The organism is Microcoleus vaginatus HSN003, assembly GCF_022701255.1.
In the GTDB taxonomy this organism is placed as follows: domain Bacteria; phylum Cyanobacteriota; class Cyanobacteriia; order Cyanobacteriales; family Microcoleaceae; genus Microcoleus; species Microcoleus vaginatus_B.
Map to the genome: position 1 here is coordinate 4,075,191 of NZ_CP031705.1, position 19,551 is coordinate 4,094,741.

Below are 19,551 nucleotides of genomic sequence, written 5' to 3' on the forward strand. Positions count from 1 at the left end.
AAAAAAATGGTAAGCAATTAAAACTCAAGGTTGCTTGAAAAAAAGCAAAAATTACTTCCTGACAACACTCAACAGTCAACAGTCAACAGTCAACAGTCAACAGTCAACTGACTTTTGTATCAATTAATCCCGATCGCAGAGCTGTAAAGCGCTACCATAGTTGCAGCGAAAGTTAACTAAAGTTTAAGAATAACTAGCTTGTCTCAACTGCTCACTGCTTTAGAGTTCCCAGCCAATGTCTGGAAGCTCAACAACGGGTTAACGGTAATTCACCAGCGGATTTCGGCCACACCGGTGGTCGCGCTAGACGTATGGGTGAGGGCTGGCGCTACGCTGGAGCCGGATTCTTGGTCGGGAATGGCTCATTTTCTAGAACACATGATATTTAAAGGGACGGATTCGATCGCCCCGGGAGAATTTGACCAGGTAATCGAAAATCGCGGCGGTGTCGCCAACGCAGCTACAAGTCACGACTACGCCCATTTTTTCGTCAACGCTGCGGCCGATTATTTAGCAGAAACAGCCCAGCCACTCGCAGAATTGCTGCTGCGCGCTTCTATTCCCGATCGGGAATTCGATCGCGAGCGAGATGTGGTGCTCGAAGAAATCCGCCAAGCTCAAGACAATCCAGATTGGCTCGGTTTCCAAGCAATGATGGAAACAGTTTACCAACGGCATCCCTACAGGCGATCAGTATTGGGGACGGAAGAGCTGCTGATGTCGCGAACTCCCCATGAAATGCGCTGTTTCCATCGATCGCACTATCAGCCGGAAAATATGACTGTGGTGGTAGTCGGGGGAATTGATGAAGAACAGGCTAGGGATGTCACGGGGAAAGCTTTCGAGCAGTTTTCAGACAGGTGGGATTGTCCCAAATTAACCGCAGAGGCGGAACCGCCACTGATAGAAATTCGCCGTCAGGAACTCTGTCTCCCCCGATTGGAACAAGCGCGGCTGATGATGGCCTGGACGGGCCCGGGAGTTGAACACTTACAAAGTGCTTGCGGCTTGGATTTGCTGTCGGTGTTGCTTGCAGACGGGCGGACTTCGCGTTTAGTCAGGGAATTGCGGGAAGAATTACAATTGGTAGAGGCGATCGACAGCACTTTCTCGTTACAACGGGAATCGAGTTTATTTACTATCAGTGCAGTCTTGGACGCGAAGGATGTCGAACAGGTAGAATCTCGGATTTGCGATCGACTTTGGGAATTGCAGTCTGAGCCAGTTTCCGAGGTAGAATTGCTCCGCTGTAAGCGTTTGCTGTGCAACGATTTTGCTTTCTCGCTCGAAACGCCGGGACAGCTAGCGGGTCTTTACGGATATTACAATACGATCGCCACTGCGGAAGTAGCGCTCAGCTATCCCACTAGGATTAAAGCATTTGGGCCCTTAGACCTCCAGCGCCTAGCTCAACAATATCTCTCTCCTCGGCGCTATACAGCCGTGGTGCTCAGACCAATCTAATAATAGTTCACTGTTGACTGTTCACTGTTAACAGCAACTAGGTTGGGTTGAGACATGAAAACCAAGTCTATTAATTGGAAATTTGAGATTTGTCCCTCAATCTAAAATCTCCAATCGCCAATCTCAAATCGTAGGATGGGTAACGCTCACACTCTACCCATCCTACGAATAATCATGACTAACAGCCAACAGTCAACAGCCAACAGCCAACAGCCAACAGCCAACAGCCAACAGTCAACAGCCAACAGTCAACAGTCCACAGTCAACAGTTAACAAATAATTCAATGAAAAATGAAATCCAGCGCACGGTTTTAGACAACGGTATTGTTGTCTTAGCAGCAGAAAATCCAGCAGCAGATATTATTGCAGCTAGGATATTCCTGCGGGCCGGCAGTCGCTACGTGCAGCCGGAACAAGCAGGATTGTGTCACTTGTTGTCGGCGGTAATGACTAAGGGAACAGATCGGCTGTCTTCGCGGGAAATTGCCGAGCGTGTAGAATCGGTGGGAGCCAGGTTGAGTGCCGACTCTACTACAGACTATTTTTTAGTGAGTTTGAAGACGGTTTCTGCGGATTTTGAGGAGATTTTGGAGTTGGCGGCGCAATTGACGCGATCGCCCACTTTCCCGGAAGCTGAAGTCGAACTCGAACGCCGCATTGCCATATCGGCAATTCGATCGCAACAAGAACAGCCATTTGCGATCGCCTTCGAGCAATTGCGACACTCGATGTACCAGGAACATCCCTATGCTTTCTCTCCCTTGGGCACGGAAGCTACGATGTCAAAGCTCACCAGAAACGAGCTCGAAGAGTTCCACAAAACCTATTTCCGTCCCGATAATGTAGTTATTGCTGTAGCCGGCAGAATATCCACCGAAGATGCGATCGCCCTGATCGATCGAACTTTTGGGGACTGGAAAGCGCCTTTAACACCCCTGCCAACTTTAACCGTCCCCCCTCTGTCACCTTCCCCTGAATCGGTCGTTACGGCGCAAGATACGCAGCAATCCGTGATTATGCTGGGCTACCTCGCACCTTCTGTCAAAAATCCAGACTACGCAGCGATTAAGTTGCTGAATACTTATTTGGGTAACGGTTTGTCGAGCCGATTGTTTGTGGAATTGCGGGAAAAGCGCGGCTTGGCTTACGACGTTTCCGCGCTCTACGCGACGCGCTTGGACACGGCTCAGTTTGTCGTGTACATGGGTACGGCGCCGGAAAATACGGCGACTGCTTTTGAAGGATTGCGCGCAGAAGTCGATCGACTCGCCAACAGCGAACTAAGCGAGGAAGAATTGCAGGCTTGCAAGAATAAAATGCTCGGTCAATATGCTTTAGGAAAACAAACTAATTCGCAAATTGCCCAAGTTTTAGGCTGGTACGAAATTTTGGGATTGGGAATTAAATTTGACCAGCAATTTCAAGAAGAAATTGCACAGGTGACAGCTTCACAAGCGCGGGATGCTGCTAAGAAATATTTTGTAGAGCCCTATGTTTCTTTGGTGGGCCCGGAGGCGGCGATTACAGAGTTGGGTGTAGCGGCTGTTTGTTGAGTAGGAAATAGGCGATCGAACTTTTGAAAAGTTCGATCGATGCGATCGCAGATAAAAAGACTTTTCGCTAATTAAAGGTATGTAGTTGCGCTTCAGCGCTCTTAGCTTAGGAAAGAGCGCTGAAGCGCAACTACATACCTTTAATAAAACCACTGGAAGTACACCAATCAACGTGATTGAAAACAGCAAGAAACGATTGAAAAAGTATGACACAGAAATAGAGGACTAATGTTATGGATGAAGCGAAAAAGAAGCGTCTATAAAATCAAGGCTGGAAGATAGGATCGGCCTCGGAATTCTTACAACTTTCACCAGAGGAATCGAGCCTAATTGACATTAAGTTAGCCCTCAGTCTTAATCTCAAAGAACGTCGGCAAAGATTGATGACACAGGCAGAGTTAGCTGAGAAAATCAACTCCAGCCAACCTCGTGTTGCAAAAGCTGAAAATGGCGACGACTCGGTTTCAATTGAACTGTTAATACGCGCAATGCTGGCAACAGGTGCAACGCCTCAAGATATAGGGCAAATTATTGCTCAAGCAGGATAGAAAGAACGATAACTCACCCACTATACTATGCACCACCACTTAAAACGCACGGTTATGCTGAGTGCTGAGTTTTATTGTTCTCTATATATTGGCGTAAAACGTTATTAATTAGAGTTTTATACTGTTCTCCTTGACCCTCAAACCACTGCTTCACATCTGGATCAAGCTGAACTAAGTTGTCGGCTCGATCGGCTGGAATACGTAAAGTCGCTCGTTCAAAAAAATCATCGGTCAGCGGTGGAATATCTGAGTAGTCGATATTCTCTTCTGACCTTGACTCTAAGGCTGCCCAGTTAGTACCAGAGGTACTGTTCAAATCGTTTCTGCTCATGACGGTTGGCTCTTCGCGCTGAAATGATTCGGATTACATTGTTTTGACGTTCTTTCCAGACTACTACCGCTATTCCAGAACCGAGAAAACCGATTCCAACCCCCTATCTTCGCCATAATCAAAACGATCATCTAGCTCAATCAGCATTTCACCATCAAACATCGCGGGAACATCGGCAAAATCAATCTGATGTTTACGGATGTTTTCAAGGTTTTTCGCTTCCTCCCACTCAAATTGCATGAAGGATTAGGGTATGCCAGATTCAACTATCTTCCTTCATTATCACGCATTTGGCCCAACAGGTTTTATGCTGCACTGGAGATCGATGTTGGGATCTAAACTCGATCGCCCGCAAGCATTAAACACGGGAAAAAACTTAGTGTGACTTCAATTGAACCTTTTGTGTTCCCGATGGGTCTAAATTTAAGACAGACCCATCAGGTCTAATTTATATGTACTTAGTAAAGCACTTTCAGATTAAAAAAGAGCTGACTCCCTGGCTTAGCGGACTCCTCGCCGCTTCCCTGCTTGCAGGAGTAGGCTACACAGCTTACAGCCAACTAACAGTCAAATCCAGTCGCGAAACCAGACGTAAGGAAAAAACCGTTGCTGTCGAAAGGGTGAACCTGCCCATTACAATTTCGGCAAACGGCACAATAGTGCCCGAACGTTCCGTTAACGTCAGCCCCAAAACTTCAGGAATGCTCAAAAGTTTGCTTGTCAAGGAAGGAGATAAGGTTGAAAAAGGGCAGATTCTCGCCTACATGGACGACTCCAACCTCCAAGGGCAACTTACCCAAACTCGCGGACAACTCGCAGCCGCAGAAGCAAACCTGGAAAAATTGGTCAACGGCACTCGAACCCAGGACATTGCTGTGGCTAAGGCAGTGTTAGCAGAACAACAGGCAAGTCTGGAAAAATTGCTCAACGGCAATCGAACCCAGGATATTGCTGTAGCTGAGGCAGCGTTAGCTGAACAACAGGCAACGTTGCAAAAATTGCTCAACGGCAATCGAACCCAAGATATTGCTGTAGCTGAGGCACAACTAGCTGAACAAGAAGCAAATTTACAAAAATTGCTTAAGGGCAATCGGCCTGAAGACATCGCCCAAGCGATCGCCAAACTCAGAGATGCCGAATACGCCAAAAACCAAGCTGAGGAAGACTTTCAGAGAAATCAGGAACTCTATAATGCCGGAGCCATTGCTTTGCAAATTGTGAACAACTCCCGCACCGAGCGCGATCGAGCTCAAACGCAAGTCAGACAAGCTGAACAAGCTGTAGCTTTGCTGCAAGCGGGTACTCGCCCCGAAGAAATCGCTTCTGCGCGGGCTGCTGTGGAGCAAAAACGGCAAGCTTTGACCCTGGCGCGATCGGGCGCACGCCCGGAAGACATCGCTGCAGGGCGGGCGGCAGTCGAGCAAAAACGGCAAGCTTTGGCCCTGGCGCGATCGGGCGCACGCCCGGAAGACATCGCTGCGGGGCAGGCCGCCGTCGAGCAAAAACAGCAAGCTTTGGCCCTGCTAGAAGCAGGTTCCCGCCCGGAAGACATCGCCCAAGCCCGCGCACAAGTTCTCGCCGCTAGAGGTAGCCTGCAAAGCGTTCAAGCGCTGATCGACGACACTGTGCTACGGGCTCCTTTCACCGGCACTGTTACCCGGAAGTACGCCGATCCGGGCGCTTTTGTGACTCCCACGACGGCAGGTAGTGCGGTTTCTTCGGCGACTTCTTCTTCGATTTTGTCCTTAGCTTCCAAAAATCAATTAGTAGCAAACGTAGCAGAAACTAATATTTCTCAGATTAAGATCGGCCAGGCTGCGTCTATTCAAGCCGATGCTTTTGCGGGCAAGACTTTTGCAGGTAAAATCACTCAAATTTCGCCTCAGTCAATCGTCGAGCAAAATGTGACAAGTTTTGAGGTCAAAGCGGCAATTATTAATGATGATCAAGAAATGCTGCGATCGGGCATGAATGTGAATGTTGAGTTTAAGGCCGGTGAACTCAAAAATGTTTTGGTAGTCCCGACGGCGGCAATTGTCCGCCAACAAAGGGAAACGGGGGTTTTTGTTGCGGGTGGAGAAGAGGGTAAACCTGCTTTTATGCCGATTAAGACTGGTATGACGATGGATGACAAGACTGAAGTGCGATCGGGTTTGAAAGGAGATGAAAAAGTGCTGCTTAGTTTACCCCCCGGATTGCGGCCTAGATCCCAAAATCCATCGTCGGGCCCGATTCCGGGTTTGCAACCGGGTGGTAGAACGCGCTTGCGTTAGTAATCAGTAGTCATTAGTTAGTCCGCGCGTGAGTCCGACAGTCCGACAGGGATTGAAATCCCTGTCTCATAGCGAAAGTCCTCTGAAAGAGGACTGAAGAGTTAGTTGATCTACATCAGTTTCAGACGAATTTTCAGTCGGTTTCAACCGACTTTAGCTATGAGACGGGGGTTTCAACTCCCGGCGGATCGTGCCACAAATCATATCGTTTCCGGCTGCATCATCAGACGAATTTTCACTCGGTTTCAACCGACTTTAGCTATGAAACGGGGGTTGAAACCCCCGGCGGATCGTGCCTGGTATTAGTGCTTGACAATTACCAATTACCAATTACCACTTACCAATTACCCATTACCCATTACCTATTCCCAAATGAAATTAAAGAGTCGCCCAGCTATTAAGAAAATCTCGAACGTTCAAATCGCGTTCATGGCGACAGAGGCGCTGTGGAATAATAAGTTGCGTACCAGTTTAACTATGCTGGGCGTAATTATTGGGATATCTTCGGTAATTGCCATTACTTCCGTGGGACAGGGAGTACAAAAATCAACTGAAGAACAGTTCAAGGCTTTGGGTACAAATGTGCTGTTGGTTTTATCCGGCGCTTCTCGATCACGCGGTGTGAGTCAGGGAAGCGGTTCTGCTACTACCCTGACTTGGGATGACGCTAGGGCGATCGGCAAACAAGCTCCCGCAGTTAAGGCAATTTCGGCTTATTTGCAGCGCCAAGTGCAAGTCGTTTACGGCGAACAAAATTCATTTACTTCAATTTTGGGAACCGATTTAAACTATCCCGATGTGAAGAACATTCAACCCCAAGAAGGACGGTTTTTTAACGAGGATGAATTGAATGCTGCTGAGCCAGTAGTTGTCCTCGGCTCTAAGGTGCGAGACGAACTTTTTGGAGTCGGAGCTAATGCGCTCTCCTCCGATATTCGCATTCAGGGAAACCGCTACAAGGTCATTGGAGTGATGGAAAGCAAGGGGTCTGTAGGGGGAACCGATCAGGACGATCGAGTGTATATTCCCCTCAAAAATATGTCTTCGCGGATTGTGGGGAGAAATTCTTTAGCGGGGATTGCGATCTCGGGTTTTTGGTTGGAAACTGCGGGCGAAGCGGATTTAGCGGATGCTCAATTTCAAGTGGAAAATATTATGCGCTTGCGCCACAATATTTATCCCCCACAACCGGATGATTTTCGAGTTGTCAATCAAGCTGAAATTGTTAATACTTTCAGCAATGTGATCGGTTTATTTACGGTTATGGTGGGAGCGATCGCCGGAATTTCTTTGGTGGTTGGCGGTATCGGTATTGCTAATATTATGTTGGTGTCTGTTGTGGAACGCACTAAGGAAATCGGGATTCGCAAAGCGGTAGGCGCTACTAATGCAGCAATTCTGATTCAATTTATGGCAGAATCTATTTTAGTTTCCACGGTGGGGGGTACGGCGGGTATTGGCTTGGGAATTGCGATCGCCTTTGGGGCCTCGACAGCATTCAAATTTCCGTTTGTGGTTTCTGTATGGTCGATCGCAGCAGGTTTTGGGCTATCCTTTACTGTAGGCTTATTAGCTGGAGTATTGCCGGCTCGGAATGCGGCTCGCTTAGATCCGATCGCCGCCTTGCGGAATGATTGAACTTAGTTATGTTCGCCCCAGTTAAATTGAACAGTCCTGGACGCAAGTGTCACAATTATAGTCCGGGACGCACGAGTGGTCTGAAACCGGGTTTGATGGACGATCAGACTTGGTTGTCGGTCACAGATTCGCTAAGGCGACTTAGACAAAAATTACGTCAAAAATCGCTGCAAACAAAGACAGGTAAAGGGTTTGAGCTTGAATAGGACTCAGGGCACAACAGACAAGGGTTTGAGCTCTGATAGGGCATCAAACTCTTTCCCTTACCTAGACAGCTTTTCAGGTCTTTGAGGCGCTAGAAAATGTCTAAGTCTCATTAGAAATAATATACGTCTCTTCAAATATAATAACAAAAACCCCTTATCCAACAGGCAATTTCCATGTTAGAAGCATTGGTATTGGCGACAGTATTTTGCGGATTTTTTGGTATCATCTTTAAAAAGAACCTGATCATGAAAATCGTCTGTATGGATGTCATGAGTACAGGGGTTATAGCCTATTACGTGGTGGTGGCATCGCGAGAAGGCTGGCTGACACCAATTATTTCAAAAGGGAAAAATGTCGCTTACGCAGATCCGGTGCCCCAGGCGGTGATCTTAACGGCGATCGTGATCGGCTTTTCGATTCAGGCTTTAATGCTGGTCAGTGTGATGAAGCTGGCACGAGATAATCCGACATTAGAAAGTAACGAAATCGAGATGAATAATACCCCATGAATACCCTGACGCTAGCCTGGATTGGACTCCCGTTTTTTGTCGGGTTTACTATTTACTTGATTCCGAAGTTTGACAAGTATCTGGCAATATTCGGAGCGCTCGTATCTGCTGCCTATGCGTTCCTGCTTTTTGCTATCCCGTCAGCGGTGACGCTGGAATTACTGGATAATTTCAGTGTCACGTTGTTAGTCGATCGCTTGAGCGGCTTTTTCATCTTAACCAATGCCTTAGTCACAGCAGCGGTGATTATCTACTGTTGGCCCACAGATAAGACGGCATTTTTTTATGCACAGATTCTGATGGTACACGGCAGCCTGAATGCGGCCTTTGCCTCTACGGACTTTATCAGTTTATATGTAGGGTTAGAGGTCAGCGGCATTGCGGCGTTTCTCTTGATTGCCTATCCTCGCACCGATCGCTCGATTTGGGTGGCTTTGCGCTATCTATTTATTAGCAACACGGCAATGCTGTTTTATCTCGTAGGTGCCGTGCTGGTTTATAAGGCAAGTAGTTCGTTTAGTTTTGCCGGCTTGGGTGCAGCGCCCCCAGAGGCGATCGCTCTGATATTTATGGGACTCTTGGTTAAGGGAGGTGTGTTTGTATCGGGGTTATGGCTACCGTTAACTCACTCGGAATCAGAAACGCCTGTATCGGCTTTGCTGTCAGGAATTGTTGTCAAAGCGGGGGTATATCCCCTCGTGCGCTGTGCGCTGATGGTGGAGGAGGTGGCACCCATCGTCCAAATTTTTGGCGTCGGGACGGCGCTGCTGGGCGTGTTCTATGCCGTTTTAGAAAAAGATAGCAAACGGATGTTGGCTTTTCACACGGTTTCGCAGTTGGGCTTTATCCTCGCTGCACCGTCCGTGGGTGGGTTTTATGCGCTGGCCCACGGTTTGGTCAAATCGTCGCTGTTTCTGATTGCAGGATCGTTACCGAGTCGCAATCTGAAAGAATTGAAACAGAAGCCGATCGATACCAAGATCTGGATTGCCTTAGTCATAGCTAGCTTATCAATCTCTGGCTTTCCCATGTTGGTTGGCTTTGGGGCAAAGACGTTAACGGTGAAGAATTTGGGTTCCTGGCAAGCGATCGCGATGAATGTCGCAGCAGTCGGAACAGCAATCTCTTTTGCTAAATTCATCTTTCTACCCCGTGGCGGACAAACAGCAGTCAAACCCGGTTTTTGGCCTGCGGTGTTGCTGTTGCTAGCTGGGCTGATTGGAGCCAATGCTTTTGATATTCAGGCTTATACGCTGGAAAATATGCTTAAGGCGATCGCCATCCTCGGCGTTGGTTGGTCAGCCTATTTTCTAATTTTTCAACGCACGGCAATCAAACTGCCACGTATGCTTGAAGAATTCGATCATTTGGTCGGTTTTATGAGCTTGATTTCGCTCCTACTATTCTGGATGGCATTACCCACATGATTGGACAGCTAATATTAAGACTGACGATCTGGTTTCTACTTACTGCCGATTTTAGTTTTGCAAATATTGCGATCGGCATCATCATTGCTGCCCTGTTGCCACGCAGCTACGCACCCCCGGAACCTTTGAGGGAATGGTTGGGGGTGTTGGGTAACATCTTCAGGGCGATTCCGATAGCTTATCTGGAAGCTTTTGAACTCATCTTCCGCCCCCATAGACACGAAGATGTGATCATGGAAAAAGTGCCAAACCATCGATCGCCCCTGCTGATATTCCTAGATGTATTGCTGATCACTTTTACACCTAAGACAATTGTGGTGAAATATCACGAAGACGGTTTTTACGAAGTACACCGAGTGCGACGGACATCAAACACGTAGCTAAACTTTGTTTCAGAAGGATTTAACCGCTCTTGAGGCAGAGTCAGAGAATAAAAGAGAGAAATGAATAATTTCGATTGAGCTAAGTAAGAAAAATCAGGATGGCAGATAATTGAACAACTTAAACAACTTAATCCTAATTGCCATGATTTTGGCTTTGCTCATACCCATGTACGAGGTATGGAAAGATCATGATATCTGGCAGACAATGTTGGCGTTTGCGAGTATTTCGACGAAGACGGCAATCATCGCTCTCGTCATATCAGTCTGGCGCGATGATTGGATGATCGGTGTGGTGGCGGCGATTATCCTCAGTGTGGGTAATGCGGGCTTGATGTTGTTGGCACATATAATCAAACGTATCAGTGACGCATGATCGTAATAAATGTATTGAGCTATACCTGCATCGGTATAGGAATTGTTTTTTGGTTTTGGGGTACTTCTTACCTACTGGGCAAGCGATCGGTTTTGTATAAACTGCACAGTCTTTCGGTAGCAGATACGCTTGGGTCAATGTTGATCGTCGTTGGATTGCTGCTGAAAATACCCAGTAAATGGCCCCTGCTGATTCTGGCGCTCATTTGCTTAGCAATCTGGAACACAATGCTGGGATATGTGTTGGCCTATTGTTCCACAACAGGGAGTAACTATGAACGATAATAGCTACATTTATGTCCTCGTCGCTCTGCTACCCTTAGCTGCTTGTATGGTGGTATTTCAGGTCAATCCATACCACGCATTGGTACTACGGGGGGTATTGGGAGCGATCGCTGCCTTGGTATACGCGATTTTAGGCGCGGCGGATGTGGCATTGACCGAAGCCTTGATGGGAACCCTGCTGGCGATTACACTTTATGCAGTGACGGTGCGTTCATCCCTCGTGCTGCGTCTGGGTGTAATCGAAGAGGGAACAGAGGGCGATGTTATACGAAACGACAAAACCGCAGGTCATTTTAAGCAACTGATAGAGGACATCCGCACAGTTTTTCAGAAACGCCATATGCGCCTGGAATTGGTTCCCTATGCGAGTGCACAGGCATTGCAGCGGGCGCTGATGGAAAAAGAAGTTCATGCAGCTTGTTCCCCAGAAGACCAACTAGAACACAGCGGCGAAGCGCTTTATCACACCGCAATCAGAGTTCGGCGTGTCTATGACATCATGCAAACCGAACTTTCATCACCGGGGACAACCCTAACCTATGTAAATACACCAGACACAGAGGATAAGCATTGATGAAGTGGGTTTACTTTTTATCAGGGATAGCGCTGTTTGTCAAAATGCTGCTTATCGCCAATCCAACAATGGACTTATCGCAGCAAAGTTCGATCGTCGAATTGGTTGTTCAAGATAGTGGAGTACCCAATGCGGTTTCCGGTATCATTTTGCGAAATCGGCTGTACGACACGATCTTTGAAGTCGTGGTATTTACGATCGCCATCTTGGGTGCAAGTTTTATGCTAGCAAATGAAAAGCCGTCCTGCGCCATATATCAGTTTACCGATCAACCATCGATTATTTTGGCGCGATTGGGAGCGACGATTGCCGCCTTGGTGGGTATCGAACTAGCAATTCGCGGGCATTTAAGTCCAGGCGGTGGTTTTGCCGCGGGTGTAGCGGGCGGAACTGCGATCGGCTTGGTAGCGATTACCTCATCACCGCAGTGGATGCAAGAAATCTACAAGCGCTGGCACGCCGCGACTTTGGAGAAGATTTCGGTGCTTGTTTTTATTGTATTGTCAGTTATCACTCTGTCAGGATATGAGTTACCCCACGGAGAGTTAGGCACGCTTTTGAGCGGTGGCATTCTCCCCTTGCTCAATATCCTAGTTGCAGTCAAAGTCGCATTAGGATCGTGGGCGGTGATGTTGGTGTTTATTCGCTATCGCGGATTGCTATAACAAATGTTCCGATCTCAAATCCATTGGCATCAAAATTATTCATCTCTCTCATTCTCTGACTCTGACTTTGTATCCTCTGTGTTTTTTGCGGTTTAATCATTCAGCAAGAACCGTAAACGATATTTTACGTTTATAAGGCTTACACACGAGTAGTCAGAAACCGGGGTTTTTTGCTGAAAAGACGCGTTACACCCGCAGAAACGGTCAAAAACCCGGTTTCTTTGCTTTTGATAAGTAATTCCTGTCTACTCATCTGCGTTTATCAGCTTGCATCTGCGGTTAAATATTCCCGAACGGCAAGATATTAGCTTACACTAAACCAGCTTGAAAAATCTGATTTGCAGTGAGGTTCAAATCGGGAAAAGTTTGGGACACAATCCGGTCATTATCTCGAAACTTGAGGATTTGATATTCACCATCAATCAAGTTACCGACAGAAATTGTCGGTTGTTTGGGATTTCCAATAAAATTGCGTCCACCCAACGCAGCATAATCCACAATCCAATATTCAGGGATACCCATCTCCTCATAATCAGCGTATTTCAAATAGTAATCATTTCGCCAATTGGTTGACACAACCTCAATTATCAAAGGTATCGATCCACCAAAACTGAGGACAGATTGTTTTTGCCACAAAGTTTCCTTCACCAGATTTGCACGATTTAGCACCAACAGATTTGGCAAATAACCCGAATTTTTTTCAGGAGGTTTAACTATCACTTGGTTAGGGATACCGTATGGCAATTTCAGGCGTTTGATTTGAACAGCAATTTCGACAGTAAGAAAGCCTGTAACTTCTTGGTGTTCGCCTACTGGTTGTACAATTTGAATAATATTTCCATTGTGCAGTTCGTAGCGTACCGCCGAATTTTCAGGCAGCCACTCCACAAATTCCTCGAAGTTGACGAGTTTGGGTAAAGCTTGAGTCATAGGTTTTCAGAATTACTGATAATATAAATTATATCTATCTGCGTTTATCTGCGTGCATCTGCGGTTACAAATTGCGAATCTGCCAGCATTGCTAGATTCAGACAATTTAAAATGCTGGATTTAATCGGGCGCTTTTCATCCCAAAATACGATCGAGGAATAAAAGTTAATGGATACAGGTGAATTCAAAAGCTCAAAAGTTTGACGTGCAACTCTCTCGCTGTCAAAGCTGAGAAAGTAAACAGTATCATCGAAGATTGCAGGTTTATTAGCTATTTCACCGATCAACCTAAAATCCAATTTTTTATAAAGCCCGCAAATCGCAATTTTCCAAGGTTGGAAGCTATAATCGCCTACTCCAAAAATCGAAAATCGAGGGTTATTTTGATAAATTTTGCTTTTCCGATTATCTAGATATTGCCCGCACTTCTCTAGATAACGTCCGGTTTTAGGAGCTATAGTTTTGATATTTTCGGTGGATTCCCCGATGAATTTTTGAGTAACTAAGATATATCGATCGGTAGAATTAATGCGATTTTGAGCAACATCAGATCCTTTAAGTAGCGGAAATAGATAAGTTTCCTCAAGATCGACAGCTTCCCCAAATCCATTGACAAACAAATTATCAATTTTCCGAAACTCCATCACGCCAGAACAGTCGTGCTTGACGCCCGATCGCCATTTCGTTCCTGAATTTACAGCATATAAATTACTCAATTTATTGAAAGAATCTATATCTTTAACCAGGAGATTGTTGTGATATCCGATTTGATGGCCGTCAGAAGTTTCTAAACTGCTAAATACATCGCAGAAGTAGTTTTGTGAGCTTGAGTCAAACTTGCAGTATAACAAACACGCATCCACATTTGCACCAAAATACTTTTTAGCATCTATTGTGTAAGTTGCACAGCTAGCGAGATTAAGTTTTTTTGAATGAATGTAACTCAATAACTTTCTAGCAGTGGAAGTTTTGCAAAGCATTGCCAGATCCGCATCGCGATTTTGCAGCCATTGCACCGTCTGAATTAGCATCCATTCTGAGATATCGAAGTTACTCTTACCTGTGAGAGCATCTAAGCCGATGTGATTTTGAAAGTTGTTTTTTTTAGGTAAATTGTCGCTACCAATAGTTCCTTGTTGTGAGTTTGTTACCCAAGGAAAGTTGCCTAGTACAAGCAGTCTATGATTAAAGTGGTTGATTAATGATGTCCAGTCAAACTCAAAAAAATCTCCGTGCTTAACCTCACATCTTTCATCCTGTAACAATTCATGCTTAGCTCTTAATTCTCTTAAATAACTTTGATTGATTTCAACCCCGATAATCTTGCTGGCGGATGGAAAGGAATTTGCAGCAGCTTCAATGAAATTACCTACCCCGCAAGTTGGCTCAATGATGACTTTGGGGTTAACATCAAGTTCTATCAATTTCCGACACACCATCTCGGCTAATTCCAGCGGTGTCTGAAAATCCCCATATTCTAGTTTGGTTTTGCGATCGTTGGAACTCATCGGTTAGATTTATAAACTGCGATAACCCCTTCCTGTTGTCCAGCACGCTCAATGACTCTTCCATACTGAAGTCGCCATTGCAACGCATTAGAAATCGTCAAAAAACCTTGCAATGGTGGGTTTGTCAGTATTTCGTCTGCAATGTTACCTGCTTCAATTTCGTCAACAGGTAAATTTTTGTCAAACATGAAAGCAAGCAAATCATCTTTATTGCCTTCATTGTCTAAAATATTACGAATTCCACGGGTCATTTGAAAATCGGCTGTTCTTTCCGCACTCACGTAAATTGTATGCAAAATATTCAGTGTTGCACTTCGGATGGTACTGTTATCTGTCTTTTCGTAAACAAAGATAATCAGTGAATATCCCAGCCCAAAAATCTTTTGCCTTGCAGATTTGAAAGGACATGACGACTGCGGTTGCCTAATGCTTGTTACCTTCACGTCAACTAATATCCCTGGGAAATCGATGCCGCTTGCTGAATTACCATCTATAAATTCATACTGCTGCTTGAGATAGAGTCTAAACTTTTGCTCCAAATATGTCCCAACAGCCTTTCCGTCTGTGATGCCGTAAAGCAGAGGTTCCGGGTGTTGAGACTCGGCTGCTGAAAATATTGCCGCCTCAGGACAAAGAATTTCTACGGTCAGAGTCGTCATTTTGATGAACCACCAGATTATTTAATTTGCTGACCAATTAACGGGACTTAAACAATAAATCAGAGATAAGTAAGCTATAATGTAAGTAGGGTAAGCATTTAACGTTCCCGTCACACCCATGAAAGAAACCACGCCCGACGCCATGCCCCCATGCTTTGAGAAATGGTGTCATCGGTTCGATGAGGTCTTCAGGCATCAAGCCCAAAAAAAAGGGTTTAGACACTATTTGGGAGGATTATTGGGTCCAAGCGAGCGAAAAAACATCACTCAGATGTCTAATAACGCCGTAGGTGTGGTTTACCACCGATTGCACCATTTCTTGACGGAAGCGACCTGGGATGCCGAGCGGCTCAACGAACGACGCAAAGAAGTGATGCAGGAATGCAATCAAACAAAGCTTAAAAGGGGTTTTACTTTAATAATAGATGATTCGGGACATCGAAAAAGTGGTAAGGAAACTGCTGGAGTTGGTCGACAATATATAGGAGAAGTTGGGAAAACAGACAACGGGGTAGTGGTAGTGACGACCCATTTATATGATGGAGTAAAAAGCCTACCATTAGACGTTGAATTATATCAACACGCGAGTTCACTAGCTGGAGGTAAAGCCGACCCATCATTCATAAAAAAACCAGAGCTAGCATTAAAATTGGTAGAGAAAAGCCTGGAATTAGGCTTACGACCAGGAGTAGTATTAGTAGATGCCGGGTATGGGAACAATAGTACATTTTTGAAGCAATTAGAATCAAAGAAGTTAAAATATGTAGCCGGCTTAGCGAAAAACCGCAAAGTAATTTATCAATTAAAAAGTAATGAAATAAAAGTAGAGACTAGACTAGACGAACTAGCGAAAAGACTTCAGGCACAAGCATTTACAGCGATTCAATTAGATTTAGAAGTCCCAAGAACAGTGTGGGTGGCAACGGTAGAAGTAGAAATGTCAGCCTTTTCAGGAACTAGAACAATAGCTATCGTAATGAATGCTGCTAGTTTATCTGAAGCGACAGAGGTTGACTATTTAATTACTAACGCTGCGGTGACTCAAGCAACAGGGACATGGATAATTACAACTTATTCTCAACGTAATTGGGTGGAAGTGTTTTACCGTGAGGCAAAAGGCTGGTTAGGGCTAAAAGAATATCAAGTGAGAAGCATAAAAAGCCTTCACCGACATTTGATATTAGTTTTTTGCGCTTACACTTTTATTGTTTGGCAACAGTTGACAGGAGGATTGAGACGGCGTTGGGCAAACAAACCTTTAAAGACTTTTACTGATGCTTTGTTAGCTTTTAGAACGGCTATATCTTATAGATTTGTCGGTTGGCTCCAAGATAATGGTGACGTATTTGCCATACACATAGCAGGTTTGGGCTATGTTTGGGCTTGAATTTTGTTCAAGTCCCGTTAAACGGTATCATTAAAGATCGCAGGTTTATTAGCTCTTTCACTTATCAACCTGAAATCCAATTTTTTATAAAGTCCGCAAGTTATTGTGCCACTTATGCTGTAACCATTTCGGGTTTGATATCAGGTGATGCTGGCTCAAAGTACAACACCATGATTTGCTCTGGATGCAACCCGACAGATTCATAAGTGCGTCCGTTGCGATCGCTAAATTCAACCTCGAAAGCTGCACCATCAGCCAACAGTTCAACCACAGTGCCTACTTGTCCGCGCCACAGGTTGTATTCAGGAATGTCAACTGTCAATGCAATGACATCTAGTAATTTAATTGTATTCTTTGCCACTCTTATTACCTCCAGACATTACAGAGGATAGCAGGTTGTTAATCTCGGAATCTCGGAATCATGCTCAATAATCCAGCCACTCCGAAGGGTTGCACTTCTATTTTGCCATTCAATCGTGAAATCTAGGGTGTAGCGTTGCCCGAACCCATCCCGCCTCCCTAACTGAGCTTCGTGAGTTTGAATAACTTCAACCAAAATTTGGCGCAATTCCTCAGCATTGTCAGGCGTCATCCCAAGAATTGACGAAAAAAGTCGCGCTTTGTGTTTACCATCGTCGTGTTCTGGATTGAGGCAGTAGTCACGAAGTTTACGAATATCAATAACTGCATTCTCTGCATTTGGAATGAGCATAGAAAAGCTGATAAGCTGATACGCAGCTAGATTGTATAATATAAATATAAAATAAGCGATAATTAGTTATAATGTATGCCAGCCAAAAACCATCTATCTCAAAATCAAAAACAGAGACTCATTAAACTATTAAAAGAGTCTGAGGATAATTATGTGAGGGAAAAAGTTCTAATCTTATTGCTAATAAATGACGGAAAAAGTTATCAACAAATCAGTGAATTCATGGAGATTGCTTACACAACGGTAGCTTATTGGTCAGTTCATGGCGACCCAGATAATTTGGATAGTTTTTTAGATAAAAGAAGCCAAGGTAATTTTCGCAAAGTCACTCCAGAGTATGAAAAAATATTGATAGATACAATCGATAAAGCTCCGGCAGAATATGGATATGAATTTGGGAGATGGACGGCAGCCAGACTAGCAACATATTTAGAAAAAGTCACAGGAATTAAATTGAGTGGTTCCCAAATATCCAGGATATTACATAAAAAAAAATACGTTTACATTTGGGCTAAATATAGTTTAGAGGACAAACAAAATCCCGTTGAAAGAGAAGTATTTAAACAGAAGCTATCCGAGTATTTAAAAATAACAAAACAAACCCCAGAGCTTTTACAGGTATGGTTTTGGGACGAAAGTGGATTTAGCTTGCGAGTGATAAGAAGAAAAACTTGGGGTAAACAAGGTAGTCGAAAAAAAATCACAGGTCAAAGGAGAAGAGGCAGAGTAAATATCATGGGTGGATTGAGATATTATGACAAAAAAAGGTTAAATTTTGTTGTAATAAAAAAAGGAGACTCGAATACGTTTTATGAGCAAATTAATGCCTTAAATGATTCGATTGTCCAAGAATGGAGAGAACTGGGTAATCAAGCTGAAAGTTTTGCCGAATCAGGAATAAAGATTGTAATTATTTTAGACAATGCTAGTTTTCATAAAAAGAAAGATATTCTGAGCCAAATATCAGCCGAAATGCCTCATATTATTTTAGAATTTTTGCCACCTTACAGCCCCGATTATAATTTGATTGAATTGGTCTGGCATTCAGCGAAAGAATATATAGCACATCGACTGTTTAAGTCAGTAGAAGAATTGTCAGAATTACTACATAGATTATTAAATGAAGGAGAAATGGTTATCAAATGGGAGCGAAAAATCAAAAATAAAGGCAATGCTATTTTATCCGGTTTAGCTGCGTAGCAGCTTACGAATAAGCAGCCCTCAGTTTATCTTGAAATCGGCGATCGCTTTAACGGCCAAGCTCACCGGATGCAGATAATCTTTCGGACTCAACGTCATCTACCTTGAAGATTTAATCTTTTCAATAACCTGCAACATTCTCTTTGCACAGGCATTTGCCTGCTCTTGGGTTTGGCACTCTGAGGCTCGGATTCGCTCAATATGAACCCCCTCATGGGCAAGCATAGTTGTCCTATCATGTGCTTCTGCTGGTGTTTCGTTGTGTACAGTATCACCATCTACTTCTACAACCAGTAAAACACCGTTTTTAACAATGACAAAATCTGGTTCAATTCTTTTGTATTTTTCACCACCTCTAATGAAAACGGGTAATGGAGCAAAGGGTACCCCAAGTAATTTAAGAGCTTTGTAAAAAAGCACTTCGTTCTGAGAACGAAAGAACAGCCCGTCTACTGTTATCGAAGGTATATTATCAGACCTAACACGACCTTGATTATTGACTCCTTTACCTGTGACCCAATTGTTTGCTTTTTGGCGCCACTCCTCACCTGCGCTCAGAATTGGACTAATACTCAAAGAAGCTAAATAATCATCTGGGTATGGTTTGAGAAGTATTCTTGCCTTCTCCAGAATTAGATTTTCACATCCTTCAATATCGTCAGAAATTTGCGAGTAAAGCCAATCAGGAACTTGAAGATAGAGGTGGTAAGTGTTTTGGCCGTATTGTTCCTCACACAAGTTGATACTATACTCTGCATTTGCTAGGAGAGCCACCTCACGCACGGAACCTTCTGACGCAAATAGCCTTGCGCTTGTCGCCAGGAGAGCTTCGATATCATTAATGAGTCTGCGACTTGGGTTTGAGGTCATGCGGAGGTATTAGAATTTTTAGACTAAGAATATCACAAAACATCGCCCTACAGCAA

22 protein-coding genes are annotated in these 19,551 nt (G+C 44.6%); 14 read left to right on the forward strand and 8 right to left on the reverse strand.

Annotated elements, in window-relative coordinates; translation table 11 throughout:
- The first annotated feature begins 198 nt into the window (after positions 1-198).
- From D0A37_RS17665 to D0A37_RS17675, 3 genes are all read left to right on the forward strand, one after another.
- A complete protein-coding gene (locus tag D0A37_RS17665; protein ID WP_242716274.1) occupies positions 199-1,464 on the forward strand; it encodes a M16 family metallopeptidase in 1,266 nt (421 codons plus the stop codon).
- 284 nt (positions 1,465-1,748) lie between these two features.
- Entirely contained in the window at positions 1,749-3,017 is a 1,269-nt protein-coding gene (locus D0A37_RS17670) for a M16 family metallopeptidase (RefSeq protein ID WP_242716275.1), read from the forward strand.
- A 383-nt stretch (positions 3,018-3,400) separates the two neighbouring features.
- On the forward strand, positions 3,401-3,565 hold the full coding sequence (locus D0A37_RS17675; RefSeq protein ID WP_242716276.1) for a helix-turn-helix domain-containing protein: 165 nt from the start codon (positions 3,401-3,403) through the stop codon (positions 3,563-3,565).
- 52 nt (positions 3,566-3,617) lie between these two features.
- Here the strand turns inward: D0A37_RS17675 and D0A37_RS17680 are convergent, their stop codons facing one another.
- Positions 3,618-3,896: a BrnA antitoxin family protein gene (locus D0A37_RS17680; protein ID WP_242716277.1), complete on the reverse strand. Its 279-nt coding sequence runs from the start codon at positions 3,894-3,896 to the stop codon at positions 3,618-3,620.
- Between the two features lie 69 nt (positions 3,897-3,965).
- A complete protein-coding gene (locus D0A37_RS17685; RefSeq protein WP_242716279.1) occupies positions 3,966-4,136 on the reverse strand; it encodes a BrnT family toxin in 171 nt (56 codons plus the stop codon).
- Between the two features lie 212 nt (positions 4,137-4,348).
- Between D0A37_RS17685 and D0A37_RS17690 the strand changes: the two genes are divergently transcribed.
- The 9 genes from D0A37_RS17690 to D0A37_RS17730 all read left to right on the forward strand — a co-directional run bounded on the left by D0A37_RS17690 (position 4,349) and on the right by D0A37_RS17730 (position 12,229).
- The gene (locus D0A37_RS17690; RefSeq protein ID WP_242716281.1) at positions 4,349-6,169 is read left to right on the forward strand and encodes an efflux RND transporter periplasmic adaptor subunit; all 1,821 of its coding nucleotides are present in this window, start codon (positions 4,349-4,351) and stop codon (positions 6,167-6,169) included.
- A 372-nt stretch (positions 6,170-6,541) separates the two neighbouring features.
- Entirely contained in the window at positions 6,542-7,807 is a 1,266-nt protein-coding gene (locus tag D0A37_RS17695; RefSeq protein ID WP_242716283.1) for an ABC transporter permease, read from the forward strand.
- Positions 7,808-8,187: 380 nt separating this feature from the next.
- A complete protein-coding gene (locus D0A37_RS17700; protein ID WP_015176833.1) occupies positions 8,188-8,523 on the forward strand; it encodes a cation:proton antiporter subunit C in 336 nt (111 codons plus the stop codon).
- Positions 8,520-9,950 carry a cation:proton antiporter gene (locus tag D0A37_RS17705; protein ID WP_242716285.1) on the forward strand — a complete coding sequence of 477 codons (1,431 nt, stop codon included), beginning with the start codon at positions 8,520-8,522 and terminating at the stop codon, positions 9,948-9,950. Before D0A37_RS17700 ends, D0A37_RS17705 begins: the two co-directional genes overlap by 4 nt.
- On the forward strand, positions 9,947-10,330 hold the full coding sequence (locus D0A37_RS17710) for a Na+/H+ antiporter subunit E (RefSeq protein WP_242716287.1): 384 nt from the start codon (positions 9,947-9,949) through the stop codon (positions 10,328-10,330). Before D0A37_RS17705 ends, D0A37_RS17710 begins: the two co-directional genes overlap by 4 nt.
- Before the next feature lie 145 nt (positions 10,331-10,475).
- Complete coding sequence (locus D0A37_RS17715; RefSeq protein WP_242725593.1) at positions 10,476-10,706, forward strand: hypothetical protein; 231 nt, start codon at positions 10,476-10,478, stop codon at positions 10,704-10,706.
- Positions 10,703-10,990 (forward strand): monovalent cation/H(+) antiporter subunit G, encoded by a 288-nt coding sequence (locus tag D0A37_RS17720; protein WP_242716289.1) that lies wholly within the window; start codon positions 10,703-10,705, stop codon positions 10,988-10,990. The genes D0A37_RS17715 and D0A37_RS17720 overlap by 4 nt, the downstream gene beginning before the upstream one ends.
- The gene (locus tag D0A37_RS17725) at positions 10,980-11,564 is read left to right on the forward strand and encodes a DUF4040 domain-containing protein (RefSeq protein WP_242716291.1); all 585 of its coding nucleotides are present in this window, start codon (positions 10,980-10,982) and stop codon (positions 11,562-11,564) included. The genes D0A37_RS17720 and D0A37_RS17725 overlap by 11 nt, the downstream gene beginning before the upstream one ends.
- Complete coding sequence (locus D0A37_RS17730) at positions 11,564-12,229, forward strand: Na(+)/H(+) antiporter subunit B (protein ID WP_242716293.1); 666 nt, start codon at positions 11,564-11,566, stop codon at positions 12,227-12,229. Before D0A37_RS17725 ends, D0A37_RS17730 begins: the two co-directional genes overlap by 1 nt.
- A 309-nt stretch (positions 12,230-12,538) precedes the next feature.
- On the opposite strand, the gene D0A37_RS17735 is transcribed toward D0A37_RS17730, so the two are convergent.
- Genes D0A37_RS17735 through D0A37_RS17745 form a run of 3 tightly spaced genes read right to left on the reverse strand, consistent with a single transcriptional unit; the run spans position 12,539 to position 15,326 of the window.
- Positions 12,539-13,159, reverse strand: coding sequence for a Uma2 family endonuclease (locus tag D0A37_RS17735; protein WP_242716295.1), 621 nt, complete (start codon positions 13,157-13,159; stop codon positions 12,539-12,541).
- Positions 13,160-13,203: 44 nt separating this feature from the next.
- On the reverse strand, positions 13,204-14,667 hold the full coding sequence (locus tag D0A37_RS17740) for a class I SAM-dependent methyltransferase (protein ID WP_242716297.1): 1,464 nt from the start codon (positions 14,665-14,667) through the stop codon (positions 13,204-13,206).
- Positions 14,664-15,326, reverse strand: coding sequence for a type II restriction-modification system restriction endonuclease (locus D0A37_RS17745; protein WP_242716298.1), 663 nt, complete (start codon positions 15,324-15,326; stop codon positions 14,664-14,666). Before D0A37_RS17745 ends, D0A37_RS17740 begins: the two co-directional genes overlap by 4 nt.
- Positions 15,327-15,444: 118 nt before the next feature.
- Here D0A37_RS17745 and D0A37_RS17750 point away from each other — a divergent pair, with 118 nt between their 5' ends.
- A complete protein-coding gene (locus tag D0A37_RS17750; protein WP_242716299.1) occupies positions 15,445-16,713 on the forward strand; it encodes an IS701 family transposase in 1,269 nt (422 codons plus the stop codon).
- A 112-nt stretch (positions 16,714-16,825) separates the two neighbouring features.
- On the opposite strand, the gene D0A37_RS17755 is transcribed toward D0A37_RS17750, so the two are convergent.
- Positions 16,826-17,074, reverse strand: a complete 249-nt coding sequence (locus D0A37_RS17755; RefSeq protein WP_242716300.1) for a DUF4926 domain-containing protein — start codon at positions 17,072-17,074, stop codon at positions 16,826-16,828.
- 18 nt (positions 17,075-17,092) lie between these two features.
- Positions 17,093-17,425, reverse strand: a complete 333-nt coding sequence (locus D0A37_RS17760; protein WP_242716301.1) for a DUF6883 domain-containing protein — start codon at positions 17,423-17,425, stop codon at positions 17,093-17,095.
- Between the two features lie 75 nt (positions 17,426-17,500).
- On the opposite strand from D0A37_RS17760, the gene D0A37_RS17765 reads away from it, so the two are divergent.
- Positions 17,501-18,625, forward strand: a complete 1,125-nt coding sequence (locus D0A37_RS17765) for an IS630 family transposase (protein ID WP_242716302.1) — start codon at positions 17,501-17,503, stop codon at positions 18,623-18,625.
- A 99-nt stretch (positions 18,626-18,724) separates the two neighbouring features.
- Here the strand turns inward: D0A37_RS17765 and D0A37_RS17770 are convergent, their stop codons facing one another.
- Positions 18,725-19,495: a putative endonuclease domain-containing protein gene (locus D0A37_RS17770; protein WP_242716303.1), complete on the reverse strand. Its 771-nt coding sequence runs from the start codon at positions 19,493-19,495 to the stop codon at positions 18,725-18,727.
- Positions 19,496-19,551 lie beyond the last annotated feature (56 nt).